This is a genomic window from Hydrogenovibrio sp. SC-1 (genome assembly GCF_002848135.1).
Classification (GTDB): domain Bacteria; phylum Pseudomonadota; class Gammaproteobacteria; order Thiomicrospirales; family Thiomicrospiraceae; genus Hydrogenovibrio.
This window is the reverse complement of sequence record NZ_PKGB01000001.1, coordinates 39,984-64,469: the sequence shown is the minus strand read 5'-3', so window position 1 is coordinate 64,469 and position 24,486 is coordinate 39,984. Positions and strand designations below refer to the sequence as shown.

The following is a 24,486-nucleotide window of genomic DNA, read 5'->3' as shown; positions in this document are numbered from 1 at the left end:
AGGGGTCTATAAATGAGGGGCGCCTAAACGCAAATGACAGTGTAATAAATACAGCTGAACGTTTGATAACTTAACCTTTTGGGCTATGAAATTGACAGTAGTGTAACAAAGTGGCTATTAAAAAGCAACCAAACTTGCCATTCGCCTCAAAACCGAAAATGACAAGTTATTGAAAAGACTATATAAAATAAACTATGAATCCAATACCTCAGAATCAGACTTGCGTACTTTGTAGTAATACCTAACTTGATACGGATCACGACTTTCTTCTTCCATCATCCGTTGCATATCCTCGAATAACCCTGGGAACAATACCTCATAAATCTGCTCAAGCTTTTTTGTATCCTTCTCATCGACCGGAACTTCAATGATTCGCAATTTTGGACAAGAAAAAGCGGTAATATCGAGCGCTTCTAAATTCATACAATCCACTTCAAAATCGTAATCATCTTCATACAAATCTTTAATCACCCAACCCATATTATTCTCCTATTCGATTATTGAGACACCTCATTAAGCAAAAAGCACTCCAACTGTTTTGCTATCGAATAGGTTGCTGCGCAATTTCTGCAGCCAATTCTTCAAAACTTTGCTGCGCCTTAAACTGTTGCCATAAAGCCGCTTCATTGCGCATTGAGGTTTGTACAGCCGCCTTCACAACTTGTGTTTTAGCTGCCTCATCGATACCCACCAACACATATAGGCGCCCATTAGGCCCTGTCCGCGTCTGATGAACACGAGACCCCACAAGTGTTTGATGTGTAATCGTTTTCAAGGTTGAACTGGCCGCGGCATCAACGGTTTCGTTATCGCCTTTGCCAGTGGTTCCCAAATACTGTTTAACCATTTTTTTCACTTCGACCTGAAGTTGTTCAGCCAATCGCCCCCGACCGTCGGCAGCAGCAATGTCCTTCATATAGCTAAATCCAGCCTTAGAAGGTTCAGCAACACCAACCGCGCTCAGAACCAGCTCTTTTACAGGCGCATCACAAACCCAATCAGGTGCAATCACCGTTGAATTAGGATACACACAGGTGGTTGCCGATTCAGGCTCTTTCGGCTTTTCTTTTGCAGTACTACAACCACTCAACCAAACTAAGACGGTGATTAAACCTAGAAAAACGCGGTACTGTTGCATAATCGGTTCCTTTCTTTAATAAAGAATAATATTAATACGATAAAATGACGTTTAAATGAATTATAACGAATTTCAGGGTTTTAATCTGTTGCAAAAGCGACACCTCTCGAGAGCAACAAATTCACCGGAGTCTTGCTATCACATGAAAACACAGCTGATCACCAAACAGGGCTTTGAAAAACTAAAGTCAGAACTGGATTATCTATGGAAAAAAGAACGGCCAGAAGTGACTAAAATTGTCGCTTGGGCAGCAAGTTTGGGGGATCGTTCTGAAAATGCGGACTATCAATATAATAAACGGCGGTTACGAGAAATTGATCGGCGCGTTCGCTTCCTAAAGAAAACGCTTGAAGCTGTCAAAATTGTTGAGTACCACCCGCAACAAGCAGGCAAAATTTTTTTTGGCGCCTGGGTTGAGCTAGAAGATATTGATGGCAATTCACTAACATTTAGAATTGTCGGTCCGGAAGAAATTTATGGTGAAAAGAACCACATTTCAATAGATGCACCCATGGCGCGCGCTTGCTTAAAAAAGCAAGTGGACGATGAAGTGATTGTGCAAACACCATCCGGCAAAAAAGAATGGTTTGTTGTGGATATTCACTATGAACAATGACAAACACCCTTTTCATCAATCACCTGTTAGACAGTCGCTAATGAAGGCCGTCGCGTTAAATCATTTGTTTTTTCTGTGCGATCCACCCAATCCCATAAAAAGTGGCAACCACGATCGGCGCCAACCAGTTGTCAGAAATACTGGCCAATTGTGCGGTCAATAAGGGCGCAGCAAACTTGGCCAATATGGCAAAACCAAAAGCACAAAAAACCACAAAGAGCGTTATTTTCACTGCAAAATGATATCGACCGATTTGCAGTTTTAACAGTTGCGTCATGTTATAACCAAATATTACCAATAGGGTTGCGATCATTGCCATCCCTATGTCGGATAAGTGCGGCCGCATCCACTGAGAGGCCAATCCAATCCAATCGAGGATAAATTCCATACGTTATCTCCTAAAATGACCAGGCCTGGCCATTTTCACGTTCAAACACCAGCTTTTACCGGATAGGTTCTAGCTTCCAAATATCATTATTATATTCAGCCATAGTGCGATCTGTTGAAAATACGCCACTTCGGGCCGAGTTAATGATGCTCATGGTATTCCAACGACCGTGATTTTGGAACGCCAAAGCCACTTCGTGCTGTGCGTCAATATAACTTCTGAAATCCGCTAGGGTCATCCAGGGATCCTGTGAAGACTTCATCGAAGCAATGACATCGTCAAACAAGCCATCATCAAACTGATTAAAGTGCCCTGATTCCAATAGACTAATGACATGTTGCAAATCAGAATCCTGCTCAATAATACTTTGAGGATGATAATGCGATTTTAGAGCCGCCACTTCTTCTGTTTTTAAACCAAATAAGAAGAAATTATCCTCCCCTACTGCTTCTAAAATTTCGACATTCGCGCCATCCAAAGTACCAATGGTAATAGCGCCATTCATCATAAATTTCATATTACCAGTTCCAGACGCTTCTTTACCTGCGGTGGAGATCTGCTCCGATAAGTCGGCACCTGGCGCAATAATTTCCATGGCAGAAACCCGATAATTTGGCACAAACGCTAACTTCAAACGATTCCCCACGTCAGGATCATTATTGACTACTTCCGCAACATTATTAATCAATTTAATGATTTTTTTCGCCATGAAATAACCCGGTGCAGCCTTGCCTCCGATAACGACACAGCGGTTTGTCCAATTATCGGTATCGCCCCGCTTTATTCGTGCATATAAATGAATCACATGCAAAATGTTTAACAACTGCCGTTTGTACTCATGAATTCGTTTGACTTGTACATCAAATAGCGCCTCTACCTCAAACTGCACGCCCGTTTCTTTTTTCACCAAGTCGGCAAGTCGTTGTTTGTTCTGACGCTTAACGGCCATCCATTCTCTGCGGAAGGCTTTATCGTTGACATAATTTTCAATTTTATGCAATTGAGACAAATCGGTAATCCAATCTTCACCAATTTTGTCATTGAGTAAATGACGCAATCCAGGATTACTGCTAGCCAACCAACGACGTTGGGTGACGCCATTGGTTTTATTATTAAATCGCTCTGGCCAAAGCTGATAGAAGTCGTTAAACAACCCCTCCTTTAGCAACTGAGAATGTAATGCCGCAACCCCATTAATGGAGAAACTACCGACGATTGCTAAATAGGCCATACAAACATTGTTGTGCGGATCAACAATCGACATGCGTGATAATCGATCTTTATCCCCTGGCCATTTCATTGCCACTTGTTTTAGGAAACGGGCATTAATTTCGTAAATAATATCTAATAGCCTAGGTAACAAGCGTTCGAACAGGGGCACCTGCCAACGTTCTAATGCCTCTGGCAATAAGGTATGATTGGTGTAGGCCATCACTTTTCTGACAATATCCCAAGCAGCATCCCAATCCAATTTGTGTTCATCAATGAGTAAACGCATCAATTCCGCTACCGCCAAACTAGGATGCGTATCATTTAACTGAAACACGTTATAATCGGCAAAATCAGAAAAATCTGTCCCATATCGCTGCACCCATTGGTCGACGACATCTTGTAAAGAAGCGGACACTAAAAAATACTGCTGACGTAATCGCAGCTCTTTACCATTTTCACTGCTGTCATTTGGGTAAAGCACCATGGTGATATTCTCAGCTTCGCTCTTCGCAGCAACCGCTTCAAAATAGGAACCTTGGTTAAATTCCGAAAGATTAAAACCTTCTGCGGCTTCTGCTGACCAAAGTCGTAACGTGTTGACAATGGCGTTTTGGTAGCCTGGAATTGGTACATCAAATGGCACCGCCAACACCTCGTCAGCACCCTCCCAATGAACCGTCAATTCACCGGTATGCGGATCCTTATAAGAACGTGTCGACCCCCCAAATTTAATGGTACGAGTATATTCACTGCGCTGAATTTCCCAAGAGTAATTACCAAATCCGAGCCAATGATCCGGTTCTTCCACTTGATAGCCATTCTGAATCAACTGCTTAAACATACCATACTCGTAGCGTAAACCATAACCGACGACGGGTAACTTAAGCGTTGCACAGGAATCCATAAAACACGCTGCTAAACGTCCCAAACCGCCATTGCCTAAACCGGCATCCCTTTCGGAATCTTCAATATCTTCCAATGATAGTCCAAGCTGATACATGGCTTCATCTGCCGCCGTTTCAACGCCAAGGTTCAACATATTATTTGACAGAGATCGACCGATTAAAAACTCCATCGATAAATAGTAGGCTTTACGGGTTTTTTGTTGATTGTAAGCCAACCAGGTTTGCTTCCAATGGGTCATCAAACGATCACGCATGGTATAGGACAAAGCACGGTATTTGTAAAAACAATCAGACGATAAATTCCGTCCTAGATTGTTGTAGAGGTAATTGACAAAATCCTGTTCAATATCAATAGCAGACATGCCCATTTTTTTAAGCAATTCTGCAATGTGTTTTTGCTGATCTTCTTTCGTAAGTGTCGATTCTTGCTTAGTCATGACTGACTCCATTAAACAATTATTAAAAGGGCGACCCCATCCAGGTTAAAGGGTTTTAAACAAATTTAAATACTGTTCAGCACTCTTCGTCCAACCAAAATCCTGCTGCATTGCAGATTTTTGGATTTTTTGCCAAGTTCGCTTTTTACCATACAAATGAATGGCATGTAACAGCGTGGACTTAAGTGCATGACGACTCGGGTCAAAAAACACGAAGCCTGTCGCAGTCGCCATCGCTAAATTCTTATCGGTGGCATTTACAACCGTATCTGCCAAGCCGCCAGTGGAGTGAACAATCGGTGGCGTACCATAAGTGAGACTGTAGAGTTGATTTAAGCCACAAGGTTCAAATCGAGAAGGCATTAAAAACATATCAGCGCCCGCTTCAACCTTATGAGCAAGCATTTCAGAATAGCCGATATACACCAATAAACGCTCAGGGTATTGGTGTGACAATTCTGTTAATGCGTATTCGGTATGAGACTCGCCTGTTCCCACAATCACAAATCGAGCCGAGGTTTCTGCAAGCACTTCCGGCAAGACATCTAAAATCAAATCAATGCCTTTTTGCGGCACCAACCGGCCAACAAACCCGATAACGGGATCTGCTGAATGCTCTTCATCCAAAGTGCAATCCCAAAAACCAAGCATATCTTTTTTATTGAGTTTCTTAGCGGCAACACGCCCTTTCTCTACGCTGTAATTGCGGAGTATCATCGGATCCGTTTTCGGATTCCAAACGGTTTGATCAATGCCGTTTAAGATCCCTACCAGCCTGCCTTGTTCAGCGCGTTGAATAAGCAGCCCCTCTAGACCATAGGCAAATTCAGGATAGGTAATTTCCTTCGCGTAGGTTGGGCTCACCGTTGTCACCACATCAGCCATTTGAATTCCGGCTTTCAACATGGATAGGTTATGATAAAACTCAACGCCCTTTTCAGGTTCCCACCAATCACTAGGCAATCCTAACCCATCAAATAGCGACTTGGGAAAGAGTCCCGCGTAAGCCATATTATGGATGGTAAAAACCGTTTTAGGACGATTGGACTCTAATGAAAGCCAAGCCGGAACCAATCCAGTTTGCCAATCATTCGCCTGAACCACGTCTGGCTGCCACTTCAAACCAACTCGGTCCATGGCAATTTCAGCAACGACTTTTGCAAAAACCCCAAATCGCTCACCATTATCCCACCAATCTTTACCATCTGGTGCTAGGTAAGGATTACCTGGTCGATAAAACAATTCAGGAATATCCACTAACCAAATAGGCACGTCAATACCCGTTGCCGTCGCCTTATGGATCCGCACATGTAAATTTCGACCACAAGATTCTAAATTGAAATCCGCTATTTGGGAGACATTCGTCACCTTATCCCAAACATCGCCATAGGCTGGCATCACCAGCCGAACCTTATGTTTCAATTTTTGATATGCATTTGGCAGACTTCCACACACATCTGCCAAACCGCCCGTTTTGATAATCGGATGCGCTTCTGACGTCGCAAACAATATTTTCATTTTGATACAACCTTTCTTTTATTGTTTTGATTCTTGTTTTAGCACCACCACACCCAATGGCGGTAATACCAATTCAGCTGAATAGGGACGATTCATCCACGGAATGGCTTCGGCTTCAATCAAACCTGCATTTCCGAAATTACTACCGCCATAGACCTCTGCATCGGAATTAATCACTTCCAAATAGCAACCGTCATCAGGCAGACCAATACGATAATACGTTCTAGGAACGGGTGTAAAATTAAAGACACAAATTATTTTTTCAGTGGCCGACTGCCGCATAAAACTCAGGATGGATTGCTCATAGTCATGGCAGTCAATCCACTCAAATCCTTCTGACACAAAATCTCTTTCATGTAAGGCGGTGTGATTCAAGTACAACCTATTCAAATCGCGTACTAATAATTGGACGCCTCGATTTGCAGGTTGATCACAAAGATACCAATCTAACCCCCGTGCATCACTCCACTCCTGCCATTGTGCAAATTCACACCCCATAAACAGAAGTTTTTTACCAGGATGTAACAATTGATAACTCATCAATAAACGCATATTGGCCATTTTTTGCCAAACATCTCCTGGCATTTTACTGACCAGCGCTTTCTTTAAATGCACCACTTCGTCATGCGACAACGGCAAAATAAAGTTTTCCGAATAGGCGTACATTTGACTAAAGGTTAGTTGATTATGATGATAAGGTCGATAAACTGGATCTTTTTCAAAGAAGTCTAGCGTATCATTCATCCAACCCATATTCCATTTCATGGAAAACCCAAGACCGCCCATCCAAGTTGGTCGTGAAACCATGGGCCAAGAGGTAGACTCTTCTGCCATCATGACGGCACCTGGACTTTGAGCATGCACCTCCGCATTGAGGGTTTTCAAAAACTCGATGGCTTCAAGATTTTCACGACCACCATATTGATTGGGCACCCAAGCGCCTTCTTCACGAGAGTAGTCCAAATACAACATAGAAGCCACCGCATCAACCCGCAAGCCATCAATATGAAACTCTTCCAGCCAATACAAGGCATTGGCAATTAAAAAATTGCGGACCTCATTACGACCAAAGTTAAAGATATACGTACCCCAGTCCTGGTGTTCACCTTTGCGCGGATCTTCATGCTCATAAAGCGCTGAACCATCAAACCGTGCCAAGGCAAAAGTATCTTTAGGGAAATGGGCTGGAACCCAATCTAAAAAGACACCGATTCGATGCTGATGGCAGTAATCAACAAAATAGCGAAAATCATCAGGCGAGCCAAATCGACGAGTGGGTGCAAAATAACTCGAGGTTTGATAACCCCAAGATTCGTCCAATGGGTGTTCTGAAATCGGTAATAATTCAATGTGGGTATAACCCATCCACACCACATATTCCACCAAGCGATGAGCGATTTCGCGATAATTTAAAAAATCACCCTCATCGTCTCTTTGCCAAGACCCCAAGTGCACTTCATAAATGTTCATTGGCGTAGACTGCCAATCACGTTCAGCACGATGCGTTAACCAAGTTTGATCTTGCCAGCCAAATTGGGATTCCGCGACCATCGATCCAGTCAAAGGCCTCAATTCCATCGCTTTGGCATAAGGGTCTGTCTTAATGAAAACATCTGACGTTTGGGCATTACGAATTTCAAATTTATAGATATCGCCCGCCATCAGGCCAGGAATAAATAGTTCCCAAATGCCACTGCCACCACGGACGCGCATTGGATGACGTAGGCCATGCCAACCATTAAAGTCACCAACCACCGACACACGTTCTGCTGAGGGCGCCCAAACCGCAAATAACACCCCCGTTACACCGTCAACCGTCTTGGTATTTGCCCCTAAAAAACGATAGATATGCCAGTGTCGCCCTTCTACAAAAAGGTGTAAATCCAGTTCACCCAATTGTGGCATAAAACTATAAGGGGACACGACCTGATGTTTTGAGCCATCCTGCTCTTGCCACTGGATTTGGTAATGCTGAGGCAATTTTTTCTTTTGCGCAGCAGTCAATTTCACAGTAAACAAATCTGAGTTTGGGTAACGTTCCAATGGAATCGTCTGTTCTAAAGTCGCCGACTCTGCAGAAGGCAGCCAAGCACGCACTTCCCAACCATCATCAACTGGATGACACCCGAGTATCTCAAAGGGATCATGATGGGTTCCAGTTTGTAATCGAGACAAGGCCTCTTGAGAAAATTGTCGGGTCATTTTTTTGTCCTTATTCTGTTTCATGTGAGCCGTCTCGACCGGAAGCGATGACTAGCTTAGCGATTTGATCGGTTAAAGCAGGGGTCATCTGCGACCATTGAAATTGCCACGTCCAGTTACCATTAGCCACACCGGGAACATTCATTCTAGCAGTGTTATCAAGCCCTAAAAAATCCTGCATTGGAATAATCGCCAGTTGCGCCACCGAATACATGGCAGCGGCAATCACTGGCCAAGGCATGGGCAAGTGAGCTTCTGGAAGCTGAGATAAAATCCACTTTCTATGATCATCATTCTCTTGTAAATGCCACCAGCCAAGCGTTGTATCATTATCATGGGTGCCGGTATAAACCACCGAATTTTCAACCTGTTCAGCCAGCGAATGGGGATTATCAGGCAACCCATTAAATCCAAACTGCAAAATTGACATACCCGGCAAGGAAAAATCATTTTTCAAAGCCGTCACCTCTGGTGTAATCACCCCTAAATCTTCAGCGACCAAAGGTAAATCGGGGAACGCTTGTTTAAGCGTGTTTAATAAGGCTCGCCCTGGAACTTTTTGCCAACAACCATTAATTGCGGTTTCTTCTTCTGCTTCAATCTCCCAACAAGCTTCCAACCCTCGAAAATGGTCAATACGAATCAAATCAAATAATTCAAAATCCGAAGCAATGCGTTGTCGCCACCACTTAAAATGGGTTTTTTCCATTGCTTGCCAGTCATAATGTGGATTCCCCCAACGCTGACCGGTTTCAGAAAAATAATCTGGCGGCACCCCAGTCACCACCTGGGGATTATGGTTTTCATCTAACTTAAACAAATGCGGATTCGCCCAAACATCTGCACTATCGTAAGCGACAAAAATTGGCATATCGCCAAACAATTGAATGCCTCTGGCGTTGGCATCGGATTTTAATTGGTGCCAAATTTGGCTGAGCATAAATTGTTGTTGTTTTAAATAACGAATTTCTGCCGATTTTTCTATTGCAAATGCCTTTAAAGCAGCCGCTTCTCGTGTCTTATAAACCTTAGGCCAATCCACCCAGGAAACCTGACTAAACTGCTGTCGTAAAGTCATAAACAACGCATAATCATGTAACCAATGGGGCTCATTTTCTAAATATTCATCAAACGTAGTGTCCTGCTTGCTCGTCCATTTGGCTTGCCAATCTTCTGGCAATAGAGTCGGATTCATGGCAAAGGCCGAGACACTTTGGTAAGGTGATAACCCTTGTACGGGTTGAGTCAAAGGTAGCATCTGCCACACTTTTAAGTGCGCGGATTCCATCCAATCTAAAAACTGCCAGGCCTGGTGATTTAAGGTACCAGAAGGGAGAGAGGTCGGGTGTAACAGAACTCCAGCTTGCTTTATTGACATACGTTTCCCCTGTTAAGGTTGCAGAATTTAAATCGGTAAGCCGCTTATCACATGATGATTACACTAGTTTCGTTTCATCGTGCCCGAATTTTCCATTTCCCCACCCCCATAAGACAAGGGTTTAGCTAACTGTGGTGGTGGTGGCCGGTTCAATAACAAAAATAACTTTTCTAAATGGCGGCGGAACAATTCATCAAAATCATGAACACTGCCGGCGGGGTTATAATCCCCAAACCACCAAAACCAATCTGAGCCTTCACAAATTGCCAGTTGCTGGGTTGCTAACACTTGCTCTTCCTCAGATAAAACACCCGATGCCATCACCTCATCGTAATTCACCTTAGCAGAGACCAACAAATCCCAAGCGGCATTTTTATCTGGTTCACCAATCCAAGTTGAAAAAGAGCCGTAGACCCAACTGCCTGCTTTTAGTTGTCCTAAATGAAGCGGGCGTATACCGCTTGCAAGCGTTTCGGAAAAGGTTGTCATTTCAATCTGAGGCTCATGGGTTAACGTTTGATACAGCTTTGACAAAAAATGGTAGGCATTATCTGGATAATATTCCCACGCGTTCTCTCCATCCAAAATCACCGATACGACATGCTCTTCAACATCATCGGCAAGCGCATTGGCAATATTCTTTAAGTGATGGACAAAATTATTAGCCGCATCTTGTGGATCCCAGTCCTTATATTGAAAACCGATCAGATCGGAGAGTCCATCATCTCGAAAGAAAAGCGCGCATTCTTGAGTTGCATGCTGTATAGGCTGATAAAGCGTTTTTTTGGAAATAATGTCTTGAGCATCAATGCCTGAAGCTTCACACGAATGACGCCAAACCCCTTCACCAGAAGCAGTCCATTGAATTTCATAATGATCCAATAAGCCAATGGCTTCTGAACTCAAAGCGCCTTCCGACAACCAAACGCCTTTAGGGTGTACTCCAAAATGGCTTTTAAAAACGTCCATGCCTTTTTCCATATGCCATTTAGCTCGCTCATAGCCATTTGGATAAATAGCCGATTGTGGCATAGGCGCATCTGGCTGAGCATCGCGCATTGAGTTGAAATCAATTAATAACGGTACAATCGGATGTCCATAAGGCGTCATGGATATTTCAATTTGGCCGGCCTCCAATAAAGTTCGATAACGCGGCACAATGCCTTCAATGGCATCCGCCATAATCTCAATCATCAACCGCTGATCTTGCGTACTAAAATGCTCGCCAAATCGACCGCTTGCTAACAACTTTTTTACCCGGTTATCCTGAAGCCTTAGACTATGTCCCATCCATGCAAGGTGGTACCACATTAACAGATCCACAAAATAAGACTCATTGTAATAGGCCAAACAAGCAGCGTCTTCCACTTGGGTCAGTTTATGCGCCCCAACCATTCGTAACAGTTTTTGAAAGACCGGAAAAGTATCGATCATGGTTGGCGCAAAGGCCTTTTGACAGGCTTGCAGGACGTCAAACCGCCGCTCGACTAACTCGCCTACTGAACATTGCCCTGAGACATAATTCAACAGAGCATCTTGTAATGGGGTTCCAGACTCTAGCCAAGCGCGCAACTGCCCGGCATAATCATCTAACTGTTCGAGTAATACGGGCGCAAAGTTCACAACGACCTTTGCCTCAGGTATCTTCTCCAAGTGTGCCACCATATCGGTATAATCTTTGATCGCATGGAGATACACCCACGGCAATCGATACTGACCACTCAAACCGTCACGATAATGCGGCTGGTGCATATGCCAACACAGCACAAGTTTTATTTTTTTTTGTTCCATAACTTACTTATTTAAACCATTTTAGATACGCTAGATGCGCTTCACTTTGACCAAATCTAGCCATCATTCTCTTTGTATAATCTTACAAGTATTCTTTCAACGCGTTACATGAAGCTTCTGACCTAGCATTTCAGGAGTCACTAAGACAATCCCTGACGATTCTTCCACATAAAATCGACGTTTATCTTCTGCCAAATCTTCACCAATAATGGTTCCTTCTGGAATGACGCACCCTTTATCAATAACGGCATTTTGAATACGACAATTTCGATGAACTTGAACCCGAGGCAGCAAAACAGAATCTTTAACCAAAGAATAACTATGCACCCATCCCCCACTGGAGATAACCGAACGCTTTATACGAGCACCCGAAATAATACAACCGCCGGAAATTAGCGAGTCAATAGCTTCTCCTCGACGCCCTTCATCATCAAAAATGAATTTTGCTGGCGGCATTTGAGCTTGATAGGTCCAAATAGGCCAGTCACGATCATAAAGATTCAAATCTGGCGTAACAGAGCACAAATCCAAGTTTGCTTTCCAATAGGATTCAATCGTACCCACATCTCGCCAATACACTGGGCGTCTTTCATCATCTTCAAACGGGAAAGCTCGGACATGATAGCCTTCAATCACCGATGGGATAATATCTTTACCAAAATCTCTCGAAGAGTTGGGATCATCCGCATCTTCAATCAGTTTTTGAAATAAGAATTCGGTTGAAAATACATAAATCCCCATGGAAGCCAAAGCTTTATCAGGCTTACCGGGCATCGATTCAGGGTCTTCTGGCTTTTCAGTAAACTTGGTAATTTCTAAGTTTTCATTTACGGACATCACGCCAAACCCTTTGGCTTCCATTCGGGGCACCTCAATGCAACCAATCGTCACATCTGCACCGGATTTAGCATGCTCAAACAACATCTTACTATAATCCATAGAATAGATATGGTCGCCCCCTAACACCAACACATAATCGGGTGTATGACGACGTAAAATATCTAAATTCTGGTAGAGGGCATCGGCAGTCCCTTTGTACCACCCCTTGTCGACCCGCTGTTGAGCGGGTAACAACTCAACAAATTCACCAACTTCATAACGCATAAAAGACCACGCGCGCTGAACATGGCGAATTAACGAATGGGATTTGTACTGGGTTAAAACACCGATTTTTCGGATGCCAGAATTCACACAATTTGACAACACAAAATCAATAATTCGATACTTCCCGCCAAAGGGCACCGCGGGTTTAGCTCGCCATTTGGTTAAATCCTTTAATCGACTGCCTTCTCCCCCAGCTAACACTAGGGCTAGGGTTTTGCGCGTTAAATCGGTTACTGTTTTTGTCTCGCTGTAATTCTTCATGTGACCCCCTTCATTGACTCAAACTGGTTCCAGCAACTTTGCATCTCACCAAAACAGATTTTATAACCGACGAGCTCTGTTTTCGATTTGTGCAAATCGTTAAGCATTCATTGTGACGACGACTTATTTCTTCCCCTTATTAAGGCATATCAACACCAACTTTCAAGGGGTATTCGATGCATTTTGAATTTTCAAGGCTTCTTGCATCGCCCCTAACAACCCCACTTTTTCATTCAACACCAAATAAATAGGCGCACTTTCGACTACACTTCTTAGGCGCCCTTTATTCAAAAAAGCATTTAAAAAAATGGGCTTTGTCATCCAATCGCTAATCTTAGGCGCGATTCCACCCGCAATATAAACACCCGCGTTAGACTCCCATATTAACGCTAAATTACCAATATAGGCGCCATAAATTTCAACAAAAGCATTTAACGCCCGATTAGCGACTATTTCGCCGTCCAAAGCAGCCTGATGAATCAGCGGGGCTTTTAGGCCTTTATGTCCGTGACCATGTTCTTCAATACTAAAAAAGAAATAAAGCGTTTCCAATCCTTCTCCAGACAATAACCTCTCATAGGAAACATGCGCCCATTTTTGACGACACCAATTATAAATTGCAACTTGAAGGTCGTTAACCGGAGCAAAATCGATATGCCCGCCCTCGGAAGACTGAGGAACAAAATTTCCGCCGCAGTTTTTAATGGGTGCGACCCCCAAGCCAGTACCCGCGCCAACTACCAATCGGTTACTCTGCATATTAGGAATGCCTGGTTGCAAGCATAATAAATCGCTCTCAACCAATTCATCAACACCCAATGCAGCCGCATAAAAATCATTAGTTAACGCTACATGATCAATCCAGCACTGTTCTTCAATCTGGTTCGCATCGACGACCCAAGGTAAATTGGTTAACCTTGCTTCTCGTCCGACGACCGGACCAGGTAAGCCCAAACAAGCAGCTGAAAAATGGGAAATACGGTACTGTTGTTGAAATAACTGAATCACTTCAATTAAGGAAGCAAAATTCCCACTGATATAACGGGCTTCAGCTAACAAAGCTTGAGAATCGACATCATACGCTTGAAGCAATACTTTCGTTGCACCGACATCGCCGGCCAAAATCTTAGACACTTAACCTCCTAACAATTAGGGATAGCAGCAAACACTCTAACTCCATCAAAGGGTGTTAGAAAAGCTGTCATTAGGCTAAGCGAAAAAGTCGTCTAACCCTTCGCAAAGTAAATGACAAATAAAACTATGCGCTTCTTGAATACGAGCGGTTTCGTTTGATGCCACCTGAAAGCAGAAGTCACTGATTTCAGATAGCTGAGAAGACGCTTCTCCAGTCATGGACACACTGATACAACCTTGCCGATTTGCCTGCTTCATCCCTTGCACGACATTCTCACTGTTACCAGAGGTTGATAAGCCAATCACAATATCACCAGGCCTGGCCAACCCTTCAATTTGACGAGCAAAAACCGTCTCAAACGCGTAGTCGTTGCTATGGGCTGTTAATATCGATGTATCGGTCGTTAAAGCAATAGACGCCAAAGGCGCGCGATCCTTGAGATATCGCACCATAAGCTCTGCCGCCATGTGTTGAGCATCTGCGGCACTGCCACCATTTCCCATCCACAAAACTTTTCCGCCAGCGGTCAAAGTCTCTGACATTTTAACGACTAAATTTTCTAGCTGCTGTGATGATTTCGTGACAGATTCAATAGCGATTTGATGGGCTCTAAGTGCTCTTGAAATGTTCATTTTAGGCGTCTCCATCCCGCTCTTCAGCTTGGATCTTATCAACCAATTTCGTGGTCGAGAAACCGTCCCAGAACGACAACACAGCCACTTCACCGCCATTTTCCCAAACGCAATCCGCACCGGCAATCTCTTGGGGCTGATAATCGCCCCCTTTGACCAAAACATCAGGTTTTAGTTTACAGATTAACCGTTCAGGAGTCTCTTCAGAAAAGGGCACCACCCAGTCAACGCAGCTGAGCGCCGACAATAATTCCATTCGACCAGCCAACGGCACAATCGGACGAGAATCCCCTTTTAACGTCCGAACAGATTCATCTGAATTCACGGCAACAACAAGACGATCTCCTCGCCGGGCCGCTTCATTTAAATAACGGACATGGCCACTATGCAATAAATCAAAACATCCATTGGTGAACACCACTTTCTCACCCTGTTCCTGAGCGACTTGAATAAGCGTCCTCACTTCATCTTCACTCATTGAAGCATAGCCTTTATGACGCTTTGCCAACCGAAGTTGCTCTTCCAGCTCCGCCAGTGAAACCGTTGAAGTCCCAACCTTACCCACTACGATACTGGCCGCAACATTCGCAAGCCCCACGGATTTCGGCAAGTCTAAGCCGCTGCCAAAAGCAGTTGCCAAAGTGGCAATAACGGTATCTCCGGCGCCTGTCACGTCAAACACTTCCCGTGCTCGGGACTTTAATATTGTCGGCTCAGCCTCACGCTCAACTAAAGCCATACCATGCTCACTTCGAGTCACTAAGAGTGCGTCTATGCCAACCTCTTCTAACAAGGCTTGAGCTTTGCCAATTAAATCTGTCTCATCAATGCAAGGACCTACGATCAGTTCAAACTCACCTTGATTGGGTTTGACCAAAGTCGCACCAGCATAACGTGAAAAGTCATTGCCTTTGGGGTCAACCAAAACGGGAACCTGTGCCTGCTTGGCAGCGTCAATCATTTGTTCTACATACTGTAAAGCCCCTTTGGCATAATCTGAAATCAGCAGTACATCATAATTCGCAACCTGTTCTGCAACGGCTTTTGCTAACTGTTGCGCAGCGGAAGCTGGGACCTGGTTTTCAAAATCCATCCGAATCAATTGCTGATGATGACTCAAAACCCGTAATTTGCAGATTGTGCCAGACACTGAATAAACCCAATCCGATGACACCTGTGCAGCTTCCAGAACCTGATTCAATTGACTACCAAAAGCGTCTTCACCAATAATACCCATCAATTTCACTTGAGCACCCAAGTCGGCCACATTCAACGCCACATTGGCCGCGCCCCCCGCTCGGACGGTTTCATCCACAACCTTAACCACCGGAACCGGTGCTTCTGGTGAGATGCGGCCCGCTCGGCCAGTCCAGTACTGATCAAGCATCACATCGCCGACCACTAATATTTTTGTTTGGGAAAAATCGTGACTATTCATAACTAAGATTAAATTTAAGGTAAAATTACGACTCATTCATAAATGAATCATCAAAAACGTTTATATAAGTTATAAGTCTATCAGGATTCTCAATCAATGTTGGTTTTTAAAAGTCGCTATCGCGCATTTTTTTTGGTATTGCTTAGCACTCTACTGCCGCTTCACGTTAATAACGCGCAAGCCTTTGACACATCAAACGACTTTTTAATGAATGCAACCATCTGGGGCGCAGTCGGCTCTTTAGGATTTGCCTGCTATCAAGGCAAGCCGCCTTGCAGCCTTGACCCAGGTATCGACATCCACAGATTAACCCTGAGCACCGACATTGGTAGCGATAACACCGTTGGTTTTCAGCGTGTTTCACTGGGTGCTAACTGGCAAACACCAATATACCAAATGGGCAACTATCAACTGACTGGGCGAATGGAGCTCAATGCTGGAACTTGGCGTTCTTCACTGACAGCACCACTCAATAAGAGTGGCCATATTTTCGGCCTCAACCCTGTTTTTCAAAGCCGCTATCACCTTGGCAAGATCAATCCCTATTTTGAACTGGGCGGAGGCCCTAACTGGCTTTCCAATGCCACTATCGAAAATGAATTCAAATCAACTCAGTTTCAATTTGGCAGTATTTTCGGGTTTGGCGTGCAAACAACCGAATTTGAAGTGGGTTATCGTTACCTGCACATTTCCAATGCAGGCATTGAACTCCCTAACCCCGGAACCGACTTTCACAACCTACATCTGGCCATCACCTTTTAGCGACTTTCTCAAAAAGGCATTTTATGAACACCATCGACACAGCAAAACGCGTTTTTCAAATCGAAGCCGAAGCCATTCAAGCGCTTAGCTATCAGCTCGACAACCATTTTAGCCAAAGCGTTGAGACCATTCTGGCGACAGAAGGACGTGTAGTGATTTGCGGCATGGGCAAGTCAGGCCTAATCGGTAAGAAAATTATGGCAACCTTAGCCAGTACCGGAACGCCTTGTTTCTTTATGCATCCAGGTGAGGCATTTCATGGTGATTTAGGCATGGTTTCACCCAAAGATATTTTTATAGCCCTCTCTAATTCTGGTGAAACCGAAGAAGTCATTAAGCTCATCCCTTTTTTAAAAGATAATGGGAATCTGATCATTGCCATGACAGGGCGCCCTGATTCCACCTTGGCACAAAATGCTGACTTCCATTTAAATATTGCTGTACCACAAGAAGCGTGCATCCACCAGCTAGCCCCGACCTCCTCGACCACTGCAACCTTGGTTATGGGCGATGCGTTAGCTGTGGCTTTAATGGAGAAACGTGACTTTAAACCGCAAGATTTTGCCCGATTCCACCCTGGTGGGAGTTTAGGACGCAAACTACTCACACGGGTCAAACATGAAATGAAGTCTGACAACCTGCCATTTGTCACTGCCGATGCCAGTATGAAAGACGTGATTCATACCATGACCGAGGGACGCCTTGGGCTCTGTATTGTTGATCAAGGCAAAGGCATTATCACGGATGGGGATTTGCGTCGCCAGATGGAAGAGCATCCGGATCGTTTTATGCAACAGACTGCGACCGACATTATGTCTCCCAACCCGAAGACCATTGATGCAGAAGCACGCTTATCGGATGCAGAAGAACAAATGAACCAGCAAAAAATCACCTCATTACTGGTTTCACAATCTGGACCTGAACAAAAAATTGTCGGCGTAATTCAAATTTACGACCTTAACCGCTAAGCGCAGGAAACGCTCTCCATGCAACTCTGGCTTTATCGATTACTGTTAACCCTACTGTTTCCCTTGATTCTCTATTCGGGCTGGAAACGGTGTCGTAAGGCGCAAAGTAAAAGCCAACAAAACTCAGATGAAGTCCCGATACCGCACTGTTTTGCATCACGTTTGGGGCGCAATCCAACCTATTTTCAAAAGGGTGGCATTTGGATTCATGCCGTTTCAGTCGGCGAAACACGCTCCATTTTTCCCTTACTGAAACAACTGCATTTGCGTTATCCACAGCTACCGATCACGTTAACCAGCGGCTCAACTCAGGGCGCTCAGCAAGCACTGAGATTTTCTCCGGTGGCGATTCAGCATCAAATGATCCCCTATGACACTCGTAGCGCGGTCAATCGATTTTTAAATCAAATCCAACCTAAGCTGGTGATTATGATTGAAACGGAAATTTGGCCCAACCTGTATCAAGCCTGTTCTGAACGAAAAATTCCCTTGATACTGGCCAATGCGCGGATAAAACAACAGTCCTTTAAAGCCTATCAGAAATGGGGCGGTCAGTTGGTGAAACGTGCGCTGAATCAAACGCACCTGATTGCCAGCCAATTCCAAGCGGATACAGACCACCTGCTGGCACTAGGTGCAGACCCAAAACGGATCAAACAACTGGGGAACTTAAAGTTTGACATTGAAATCCCAGCAAACTTGACGCAAAACGCCCAGGCCTGGCGAATGGACAATGGACTGGAGGATCGATTTATTTGGGTCGCGGCCAGCACCCATGCTGACGAAGAAGTCCTAATGGTAAAAGCGCATGAAAAACTCCTCCACCATTGTGCCAATGCCTTACTGATTTTAGCGCCTAGGCACTCTGACCGTTTTCAAGAAGTGGCCGAATTACTTGAACAAAAAACCGACCTTCTCTCAGCCATTCGTTCACAACAAATGCCTGTCACAGCAAACACCCAAGTCTATTTAGCGGATACTATTGGCGAACTGATGCATTGGTTTGCTTGCAGCGATGTGGCCTTTATTGGCGGCAGCTTAGTGCCTTTTGGCGGTCATAATATTCTGGAACCGGCCGCTTTAGCCAAACCCATTTTGTCAGGGCCTTATCACATGAACCTGCAAGCGCTCTATGATACCTTCAAGCAGACTGACTCCATCACCATTACTCAAAACACCGATGAATTAGCTGAAACATTGATTAAACTCTCACAATCCAATGAATTACAACAACAGCAAGGCCAAAAAGCTTACCAATGCTTTCAACAACAAACGGGGGCTCTTTCGAAGTTATTGTCTGAAATTGACCAACTCTCGCTGACCGATCCAAATCACCTCTAAAACAACCAGGCCTGGTCATTTTTATCACGTCTAGACATAAAAAAACCGCTATTACAGCGGTTCTAATAAAGCCCTTTCAGGTCAAAATCAAGCCATTAAATTACTTTTGAAAAACGGTTTTCCGTTCCTGCCTTTAAATAGGCGTCAAAGGTCATACAAATATTTCGAATCAATAATCGTCCTGCCGCCGTCACGGTTAAATCGGTTTCATTCAATTCAATCAGGCCATCTTCCACCATCGGCGTCAAACGCTGCAACTCATTGGCAAAATATTCTTTAAAGACGATGCCCCACTGTGCTTCCACCTTGGCAAAATTTAAATGAAAGTGACTGATTAACCGCGTAATTACATCCCGTCTAAGTTCATCATCCTCAGACAGGGTCACCCCTCTATACACAGCAAGGTGTCCTGCATCAATCGCTTGATAGTAGTCATCCAGCCCCTTGTAGTTTTGTGCATAGGTATTATTAATTAATGAAATGGAAGTCGCCCCCATGCCAACCAAATCACATTCCGCATGGGTTGAGTAACCTTGGAAATTACGATACAGCGTTTCATTACGCTGTGCCACCGCCAACTCATCATCCGGCTTAGCGAAATGATCCATGCCGATGTAAACATAACCTGCTTCCAATAAGCGATTGGTAGTCGCATGTAAAATCGCCAATTTTTCATCCGGCGAAGGCATGTCATCCGGGTTCATTTTTTTTTGGGTGGGAAACATGCTCGGCATGTGTGCGTAATTGAAAATTGAGAAGCGATCGGGTTCAACCTGTAAAACTTTATCTAAGGTCGCCATAAAACCGGCTTCGGTTTGATGCGGTAAGCCATAAATCAAATCAACATTCACTGATAAGAAGCCCGCTTCCCGTGCACCTTCTAGCACCTCAAAAGTTTGTGCTTGAGTTTGAATGCGATTTACCGCTTTCTGCACTTTCGGATCAAAGTCCTGAACGCCCAAGCTCATGCGGTTAAAGCCCAGTTCTCGCAACAGCGCAACTGATTCTTTGGTGGCTTCACGCGGGTCAATTTCAATTGAATACTCGCCAGAATCGTCGTCATGCAAATTAAAGTGCTTGCGCGTCACCGTCATCAATTCACGCATTTCATCCATATTGATAAAAGTCGGTGTTCCGCCACCCCAATGTAGCTGATCAACTTTTCGGCTTGAATCAAACAATTTCGATTGCAATTCGATTTCTTTATAAAGACGGCTTAGATAAGGGGTGGTTTTAGAACGATCTCTCGTCCAGACTTTGTTACAGGCACAAAAAAAACAAACCGTATCACAAAAAGGGATGTGAAAATATAAAGACAAATTCCGGTCAGATTGGTTGCTGCGTTCAGCAGCGGCTTGATAATCGGCGATACCAAAGCGTTCATCAAACTGCACCGCCGTCGGATAAGACGTGTAGCGTGGCCCTGATTGGTTATACCGTTTAATTAACGCTTCATCAAATTGAATGGATTGTTCCATGGAGACGCCTCTTGTATAAACTTAAATTGGCGCTTATTCTAGCAAAAAAGCGACTTGAGAAAAGCGACTTGCGCCAGACTTAATTGAAATCATCTTATTCACCTGGATTGACAGGCACCACATCATAAACGCGGTGAGAAATTTGATTGCGGCCATTTTGTTTCGCCAAATACAACTGCTCATCCGCTAATTCAAACACCGTTTTTTCAGGCAAGGTCAAACCTGCCCAATAACTGAGCGCGCCACAGCTTATGGTTAATTTAAGCGCTGCCCCATCAGGAAAGACAAAGGTTTCTTTTTCAACCGCCTTACGCAACCGCTCTGCTAACATCTCTGAACCCTCGGGTTCTTTATCGAGGGTAATGACCACAAACTCTTCGCCCCCCCAACGGAAAATCATATCTTCGGTTCGTGCCACTTGAGTAAAAATATCAGCTAACTTCTTTAAAACCGTATCGCCTTGCTGGTGCCCATATTGATCATTAATCGGCTTAAAGTGATCCACATCGATCACCACTAAGTCCAACCAAAAGTCATGCCGCTTAGCAAAGGCCAAAGCTTTATCAAACTCAAAATCAAACGCACGTCGATTTAAAAAGCCCGTTAAGCTATCGGTATTGGCTTCTTCAACAAACTGCTTTTCAATCAGATCCAATAACACATCCATGACATCTTCAGAAGCCATTTCCATTTCCATCAGCAACTCAATAATATTTTCATGCCGATTTTGCATCGCCTCTTCAATGGCCAGGTTGGCAAGTCGATGCACCCGTTCGTGGGCTTCAAGAAAATACTGCTTTTGCGCTTCGGGAATTAACTGCAACCCCTCTTCATCCAACCAGTTAGCTAACTTACAGTCTAAGTGAGAAGACTGATAGTTTTCAGATTCTGTTTGCCCTTCTAACGCCAATTCAAATGCACTCATTTTCCATTTTTGGTGATTAATATAAGCATCAATTAACGTTTGGGAAACTTCTAATGACGTTGAGCAATAAGAGTTTCGAATACGACGGATTTCATGATTGGAACGGGCTTTCATTCGTTCAATCGATTCGGCAACCGAGTACACCGTGGTCACAATGCTTTGGCCCAAACCAACCACATGCAACAAACTCTTGGCCAGCGCATCTGAATTTAAATGGTCTGCATAGCGTATAAATTGTTGTTGCATTTGTGTTAACAATAATAGACATTGTTTAAAAGACAGACCTGCTTTCAACCAGTGGAGCGTTTGCTGATATTGGACAGAATAGTAATTATTCTGGTAAACCCCATTTATTAAACTGACGAAATAGTCTTTGACTAAGATGGACGGTTTGTCAGCCAAGCCTAATTCAGTAAAAGAGTCATTCATGGCTTGGTCAAAACTGGCTTGCTGCTCTAAAAGGGGTAAGTAATACTTTTCTACTTCGAGCCTGTCCAAAGGGCCAATTCTAGCCGTATCTTTCAATTGACTAATATGCATCATGGTCTAACAATCCTTTTATACCGTAACAAATGCGCACCTGAGTTAACCTTTTGAAAAGCACCATACTTGATGAATTTTGGGGTTCCTTGCAAAATCTTTTGGCAAGGTCGATTTTGTCCAGTTTTCAACGCCCTCCTCAAAAGCCAAGCCTTCTAAATCCAACTTAAACCGCCTCAGGTTGGTTGAGAATACCAACTTCCCTTCCGGTGTCAATAATTTTAGGGTTTTACGAATTAAATCAACATGATCTCTTTGGATATCGAGAGTGCCATCCATTCTTTTTGAGGTCGAAAATGAAGGCGGATCTAAAAAAATCACATCAAATAAGTCTTTGGGATTTTGAGTCGCGGTTTCAAGCCATTTCAAAACATCTTCTTGTTGAAGTACATGTTTTCTTTCATTAATGTCATTACACATAAAGTTATGTTTAGCCCAATATAAATAGGTTTTAGACATATCCAAGCTCAAGCTACTTTTGCACCCCATGTTAGCCGCCTCAGCAGTAACACTGGCAGTATAACAAAATAGATTCAACAACCGTTTGCCAGTCGCCAAACCAGCCACTTTTTCACGTACACTGCGATGATCTAAAAACAATCCAGTGTCCAGATAATCCGTAAAATTGACTCTTAAACGGGTCTGATTCTCGACGACTGTAAAGAAAGCTTTTTGTTCATCCAAGCGCTCATATTGGTCTAGCCCTTTTTGTTGACTACGAACCTTAAACACGATTTTCTCTGCCGGCACATTAAAAACGCTCGGCAACACCGAGAGTGCTTCATAAAGTCGACGTTTCGCCAAAGTTGGATTCACAGTTTTGGGTGCAGCATATTCTGCAACCAAAACCCACAATCCCTCTTCTAAGGTGTGATAACAATCAATCGCCAATGCATATTCTGGAATATCAGCATCATAAACTCGATAAGCTCGAACCTCTTTTTGCTTCAACCAACTTTTCAGGTTTTTGAGATTTTTTCGAATGCGGTTTGCCACCATTTTGGCATTATCACTTTCTGCAAAATCTGGATGGAGTTGCAAAACTTGCGACACTAAATCTTGTTTGGGTTGCAAGGCTGGCTGACGAAACCAGTTTTCTTCTATGTCAAAGCGAAATAATCGACAAGCCATCGCGCCGTTATAAAAGTCATGTGAACGTTTGGCTTTCATCCCCAAAAATAAACCCAATTCCGTATGACAAGTTAAAACAGCGGCTTGCCAACCTCTAAATTCAGATTTAAGGTATTCTCCCAATTTGAGATAAATCGGTTTAATGGTGTCTTCATCTTCCAAGCGCTCACCATAAGGCGGATTGACAATCACTAATCCAGGCTTCCAATCACCCCATCGACGGCCTTGCTCAATCGACATTTGCTTAAGCTCAATTACTTCTGAAAAACCAGCCGCCGCAATCGCATCCTCAGCGACGTCAAGCGATTTATGCGAAATATCTGAACCATAAATTGCAGGTAACTGCAGGCGTCCAGCCTGCTGACGTTGCTCAGCATCTTGAGTTAATTCTGCCCATATATCCGTGTCAAAATTCAATAATCGAGTCAAAGCCATTTTGTGAGCTTTCTCAATGCCTGGTGCCACATCGGCCGCCATCATCGCTCCTTCAATCAAAAAGGTAGCCGATCCACACATTGGGTCATAGAGGGCACCCCCTTGTCGAGCAATCTCTGGCCAATTTGCGCGGGAAAGAATGGCTGCAGCGACATTCTCTTTTAAGGGCGCAGTCACCTGCTCCCCTTCACGATAGCCACGCTGATGCAAACTGTAACCGACTAAATCCAGGCTAAGGGTTAATTGGTTACGATTTATATGAGCATGAATTCGAACATCAGGAAAATCGGTATCGACTTGTGGGCGTATTTGACCTGTTGCACGAAAATAGTCAACGATGCCATCTTTAACCTTTAAAGCGCCGTAATGACTGTGACTAATGCCTAATCCTTCCCCTGAAAAAGATACTGCAAATGTCTGTTCGACAGAGAAATAGGTTGACCAGTCTAATGCGGCCACTGCTTGAGTTAAAGCCTCTTGGTTTGGCAGTTCCGTTTCTAAAATGATATGGTAAACCCGATTAGCTAATCGTGACCATAAACAAGCACGATAGCCGACCTCTAAGGCGCCTTCAAAAGTGGCTCCCGTTGGCTGAGTTTTAATGGCGACGGCTCCTAAGTCCGTTAACTCTTGGCGTAGTAGCTCATTCAGCCCTTTTGGAACCGTTGCAAAAAAACGACACATTGAAATTACCCACTTGCAAAACCGCTATTTTACTGCATTGTCACCAACCACTTTAGTAAAATGCGCA

At 44.0% G+C, this 24,486-nt stretch carries 19 protein-coding genes; 4 read left to right on the top strand and 15 right to left on the bottom strand.

Annotation, left to right across the window (positions count from 1 at the left end; translation table 11 throughout):
• Positions 1-192 precede the first annotated feature (192 nt).
• Positions 193-480, bottom strand: a complete 288-nt coding sequence (locus CYQ88_RS00290; RefSeq protein ID WP_101839240.1) for a hypothetical protein — start codon at positions 478-480, stop codon at positions 193-195.
• A 61-nt stretch (positions 481-541) separates the two neighbouring features.
• Positions 542-1,138: an LPP20 family lipoprotein gene (locus CYQ88_RS00285; protein WP_101839239.1), complete on the bottom strand. Its 597-nt coding sequence runs from the start codon at positions 1,136-1,138 to the stop codon at positions 542-544.
• 142 nt (positions 1,139-1,280) lie between these two features.
• Between CYQ88_RS00285 and greB the strand changes: the two genes are divergently transcribed.
• Positions 1,281-1,754 (top strand): transcription elongation factor GreB, encoded by a 474-nt coding sequence (greB, locus tag CYQ88_RS00280; protein ID WP_101839504.1) that lies wholly within the window; start codon positions 1,281-1,283, stop codon positions 1,752-1,754.
• 55 nt (positions 1,755-1,809) lie between these two features.
• On the opposite strand, the gene CYQ88_RS00275 is transcribed toward greB, so the two are convergent.
• The 10 genes from CYQ88_RS00275 to hldE form a co-directional block, all read right to left on the bottom strand.
• Entirely contained in the window at positions 1,810-2,142 is a 333-nt protein-coding gene (locus CYQ88_RS00275; RefSeq protein ID WP_101839238.1) for a DUF3392 domain-containing protein, read from the bottom strand.
• Between the two features lie 55 nt (positions 2,143-2,197).
• Positions 2,198-4,696 (bottom strand): glycogen/starch/alpha-glucan phosphorylase, encoded by a 2,499-nt coding sequence (locus CYQ88_RS00270; RefSeq protein WP_101839237.1) that lies wholly within the window; start codon positions 4,694-4,696, stop codon positions 2,198-2,200.
• A 45-nt stretch (positions 4,697-4,741) separates the two neighbouring features.
• Positions 4,742-6,214 carry a glycogen synthase GlgA gene (gene glgA, locus CYQ88_RS00265; protein WP_101839235.1) on the bottom strand — a complete coding sequence of 491 codons (1,473 nt, stop codon included), beginning with the start codon at positions 6,212-6,214 and terminating at the stop codon, positions 4,742-4,744.
• Between the two features lie 18 nt (positions 6,215-6,232).
• The gene (gene glgB / locus CYQ88_RS00260) at positions 6,233-8,416 is read right to left on the bottom strand and encodes a 1,4-alpha-glucan branching protein GlgB (RefSeq protein ID WP_101839233.1); all 2,184 of its coding nucleotides are present in this window, start codon (positions 8,414-8,416) and stop codon (positions 6,233-6,235) included.
• 10 nt (positions 8,417-8,426) lie between these two features.
• Entirely contained in the window at positions 8,427-9,794 is a 1,368-nt protein-coding gene (gene malQ / locus CYQ88_RS00255; RefSeq protein ID WP_101839231.1) for a 4-alpha-glucanotransferase, read from the bottom strand.
• 63 nt (positions 9,795-9,857) lie between these two features.
• Positions 9,858-11,585: a glycoside hydrolase family 57 protein gene (locus tag CYQ88_RS00250; RefSeq protein WP_101839230.1), complete on the bottom strand. Its 1,728-nt coding sequence runs from the start codon at positions 11,583-11,585 to the stop codon at positions 9,858-9,860.
• 96 nt (positions 11,586-11,681) lie between these two features.
• A complete protein-coding gene (gene glgC / locus CYQ88_RS00245; protein WP_101839229.1) occupies positions 11,682-12,950 on the bottom strand; it encodes a glucose-1-phosphate adenylyltransferase in 1,269 nt (422 codons plus the stop codon).
• Between the two features lie 162 nt (positions 12,951-13,112).
• A complete protein-coding gene (gene glk / locus CYQ88_RS00240) occupies positions 13,113-14,084 on the bottom strand; it encodes a glucokinase (RefSeq protein ID WP_101839227.1) in 972 nt (323 codons plus the stop codon).
• Positions 14,085-14,159: 75 nt separating this feature from the next.
• Positions 14,160-14,717 (bottom strand): SIS domain-containing protein, encoded by a 558-nt coding sequence (locus CYQ88_RS00235; RefSeq protein WP_101839225.1) that lies wholly within the window; start codon positions 14,715-14,717, stop codon positions 14,160-14,162.
• A gap of 1 nt (position 14,718) precedes the next feature.
• The gene (gene hldE, locus CYQ88_RS00230) at positions 14,719-16,155 is read right to left on the bottom strand and encodes a bifunctional D-glycero-beta-D-manno-heptose-7-phosphate kinase/D-glycero-beta-D-manno-heptose 1-phosphate adenylyltransferase HldE (protein ID WP_101839223.1); all 1,437 of its coding nucleotides are present in this window, start codon (positions 16,153-16,155) and stop codon (positions 14,719-14,721) included.
• Between the two features lie 96 nt (positions 16,156-16,251).
• Here hldE and CYQ88_RS00225 point away from each other — a divergent pair, with 96 nt between their 5' ends.
• Genes CYQ88_RS00225 through CYQ88_RS00215 form a run of 3 tightly spaced genes read left to right on the top strand, consistent with a single transcriptional unit; the run spans position 16,252 to position 19,226 of the window.
• The gene (locus CYQ88_RS00225; RefSeq protein ID WP_101839221.1) at positions 16,252-16,917 is read left to right on the top strand and encodes an acyloxyacyl hydrolase; all 666 of its coding nucleotides are present in this window, start codon (positions 16,252-16,254) and stop codon (positions 16,915-16,917) included.
• A 23-nt stretch (positions 16,918-16,940) separates the two neighbouring features.
• Entirely contained in the window at positions 16,941-17,885 is a 945-nt protein-coding gene (locus CYQ88_RS00220) for an SIS domain-containing protein (protein WP_101839219.1), read from the top strand.
• Between the two features lie 18 nt (positions 17,886-17,903).
• Positions 17,904-19,226, top strand: a complete 1,323-nt coding sequence (locus tag CYQ88_RS00215; protein ID WP_101839217.1) for a 3-deoxy-D-manno-octulosonic acid transferase — start codon at positions 17,904-17,906, stop codon at positions 19,224-19,226.
• 95 nt (positions 19,227-19,321) lie between these two features.
• Here the strand turns inward: CYQ88_RS00215 and hemN are convergent, their stop codons facing one another.
• The 3 genes from hemN to rlmKL all read right to left on the bottom strand — a co-directional run bounded on the left by hemN (position 19,322) and on the right by rlmKL (position 24,419).
• Positions 19,322-20,704 (bottom strand): oxygen-independent coproporphyrinogen III oxidase, encoded by a 1,383-nt coding sequence (hemN, locus tag CYQ88_RS00210; protein WP_101839215.1) that lies wholly within the window; start codon positions 20,702-20,704, stop codon positions 19,322-19,324.
• Positions 20,705-20,798: 94 nt separating this feature from the next.
• Complete coding sequence (locus CYQ88_RS00205; RefSeq protein WP_101839213.1) at positions 20,799-22,172, bottom strand: sensor domain-containing diguanylate cyclase; 1,374 nt, start codon at positions 22,170-22,172, stop codon at positions 20,799-20,801.
• 42 nt (positions 22,173-22,214) lie between these two features.
• Positions 22,215-24,419 (bottom strand): bifunctional 23S rRNA (guanine(2069)-N(7))-methyltransferase RlmK/23S rRNA (guanine(2445)-N(2))-methyltransferase RlmL, encoded by a 2,205-nt coding sequence (gene rlmKL, locus CYQ88_RS00200; protein ID WP_101839211.1) that lies wholly within the window; start codon positions 24,417-24,419, stop codon positions 22,215-22,217.
• Between the last annotated feature and the right edge of the window lie 67 nt (positions 24,420-24,486).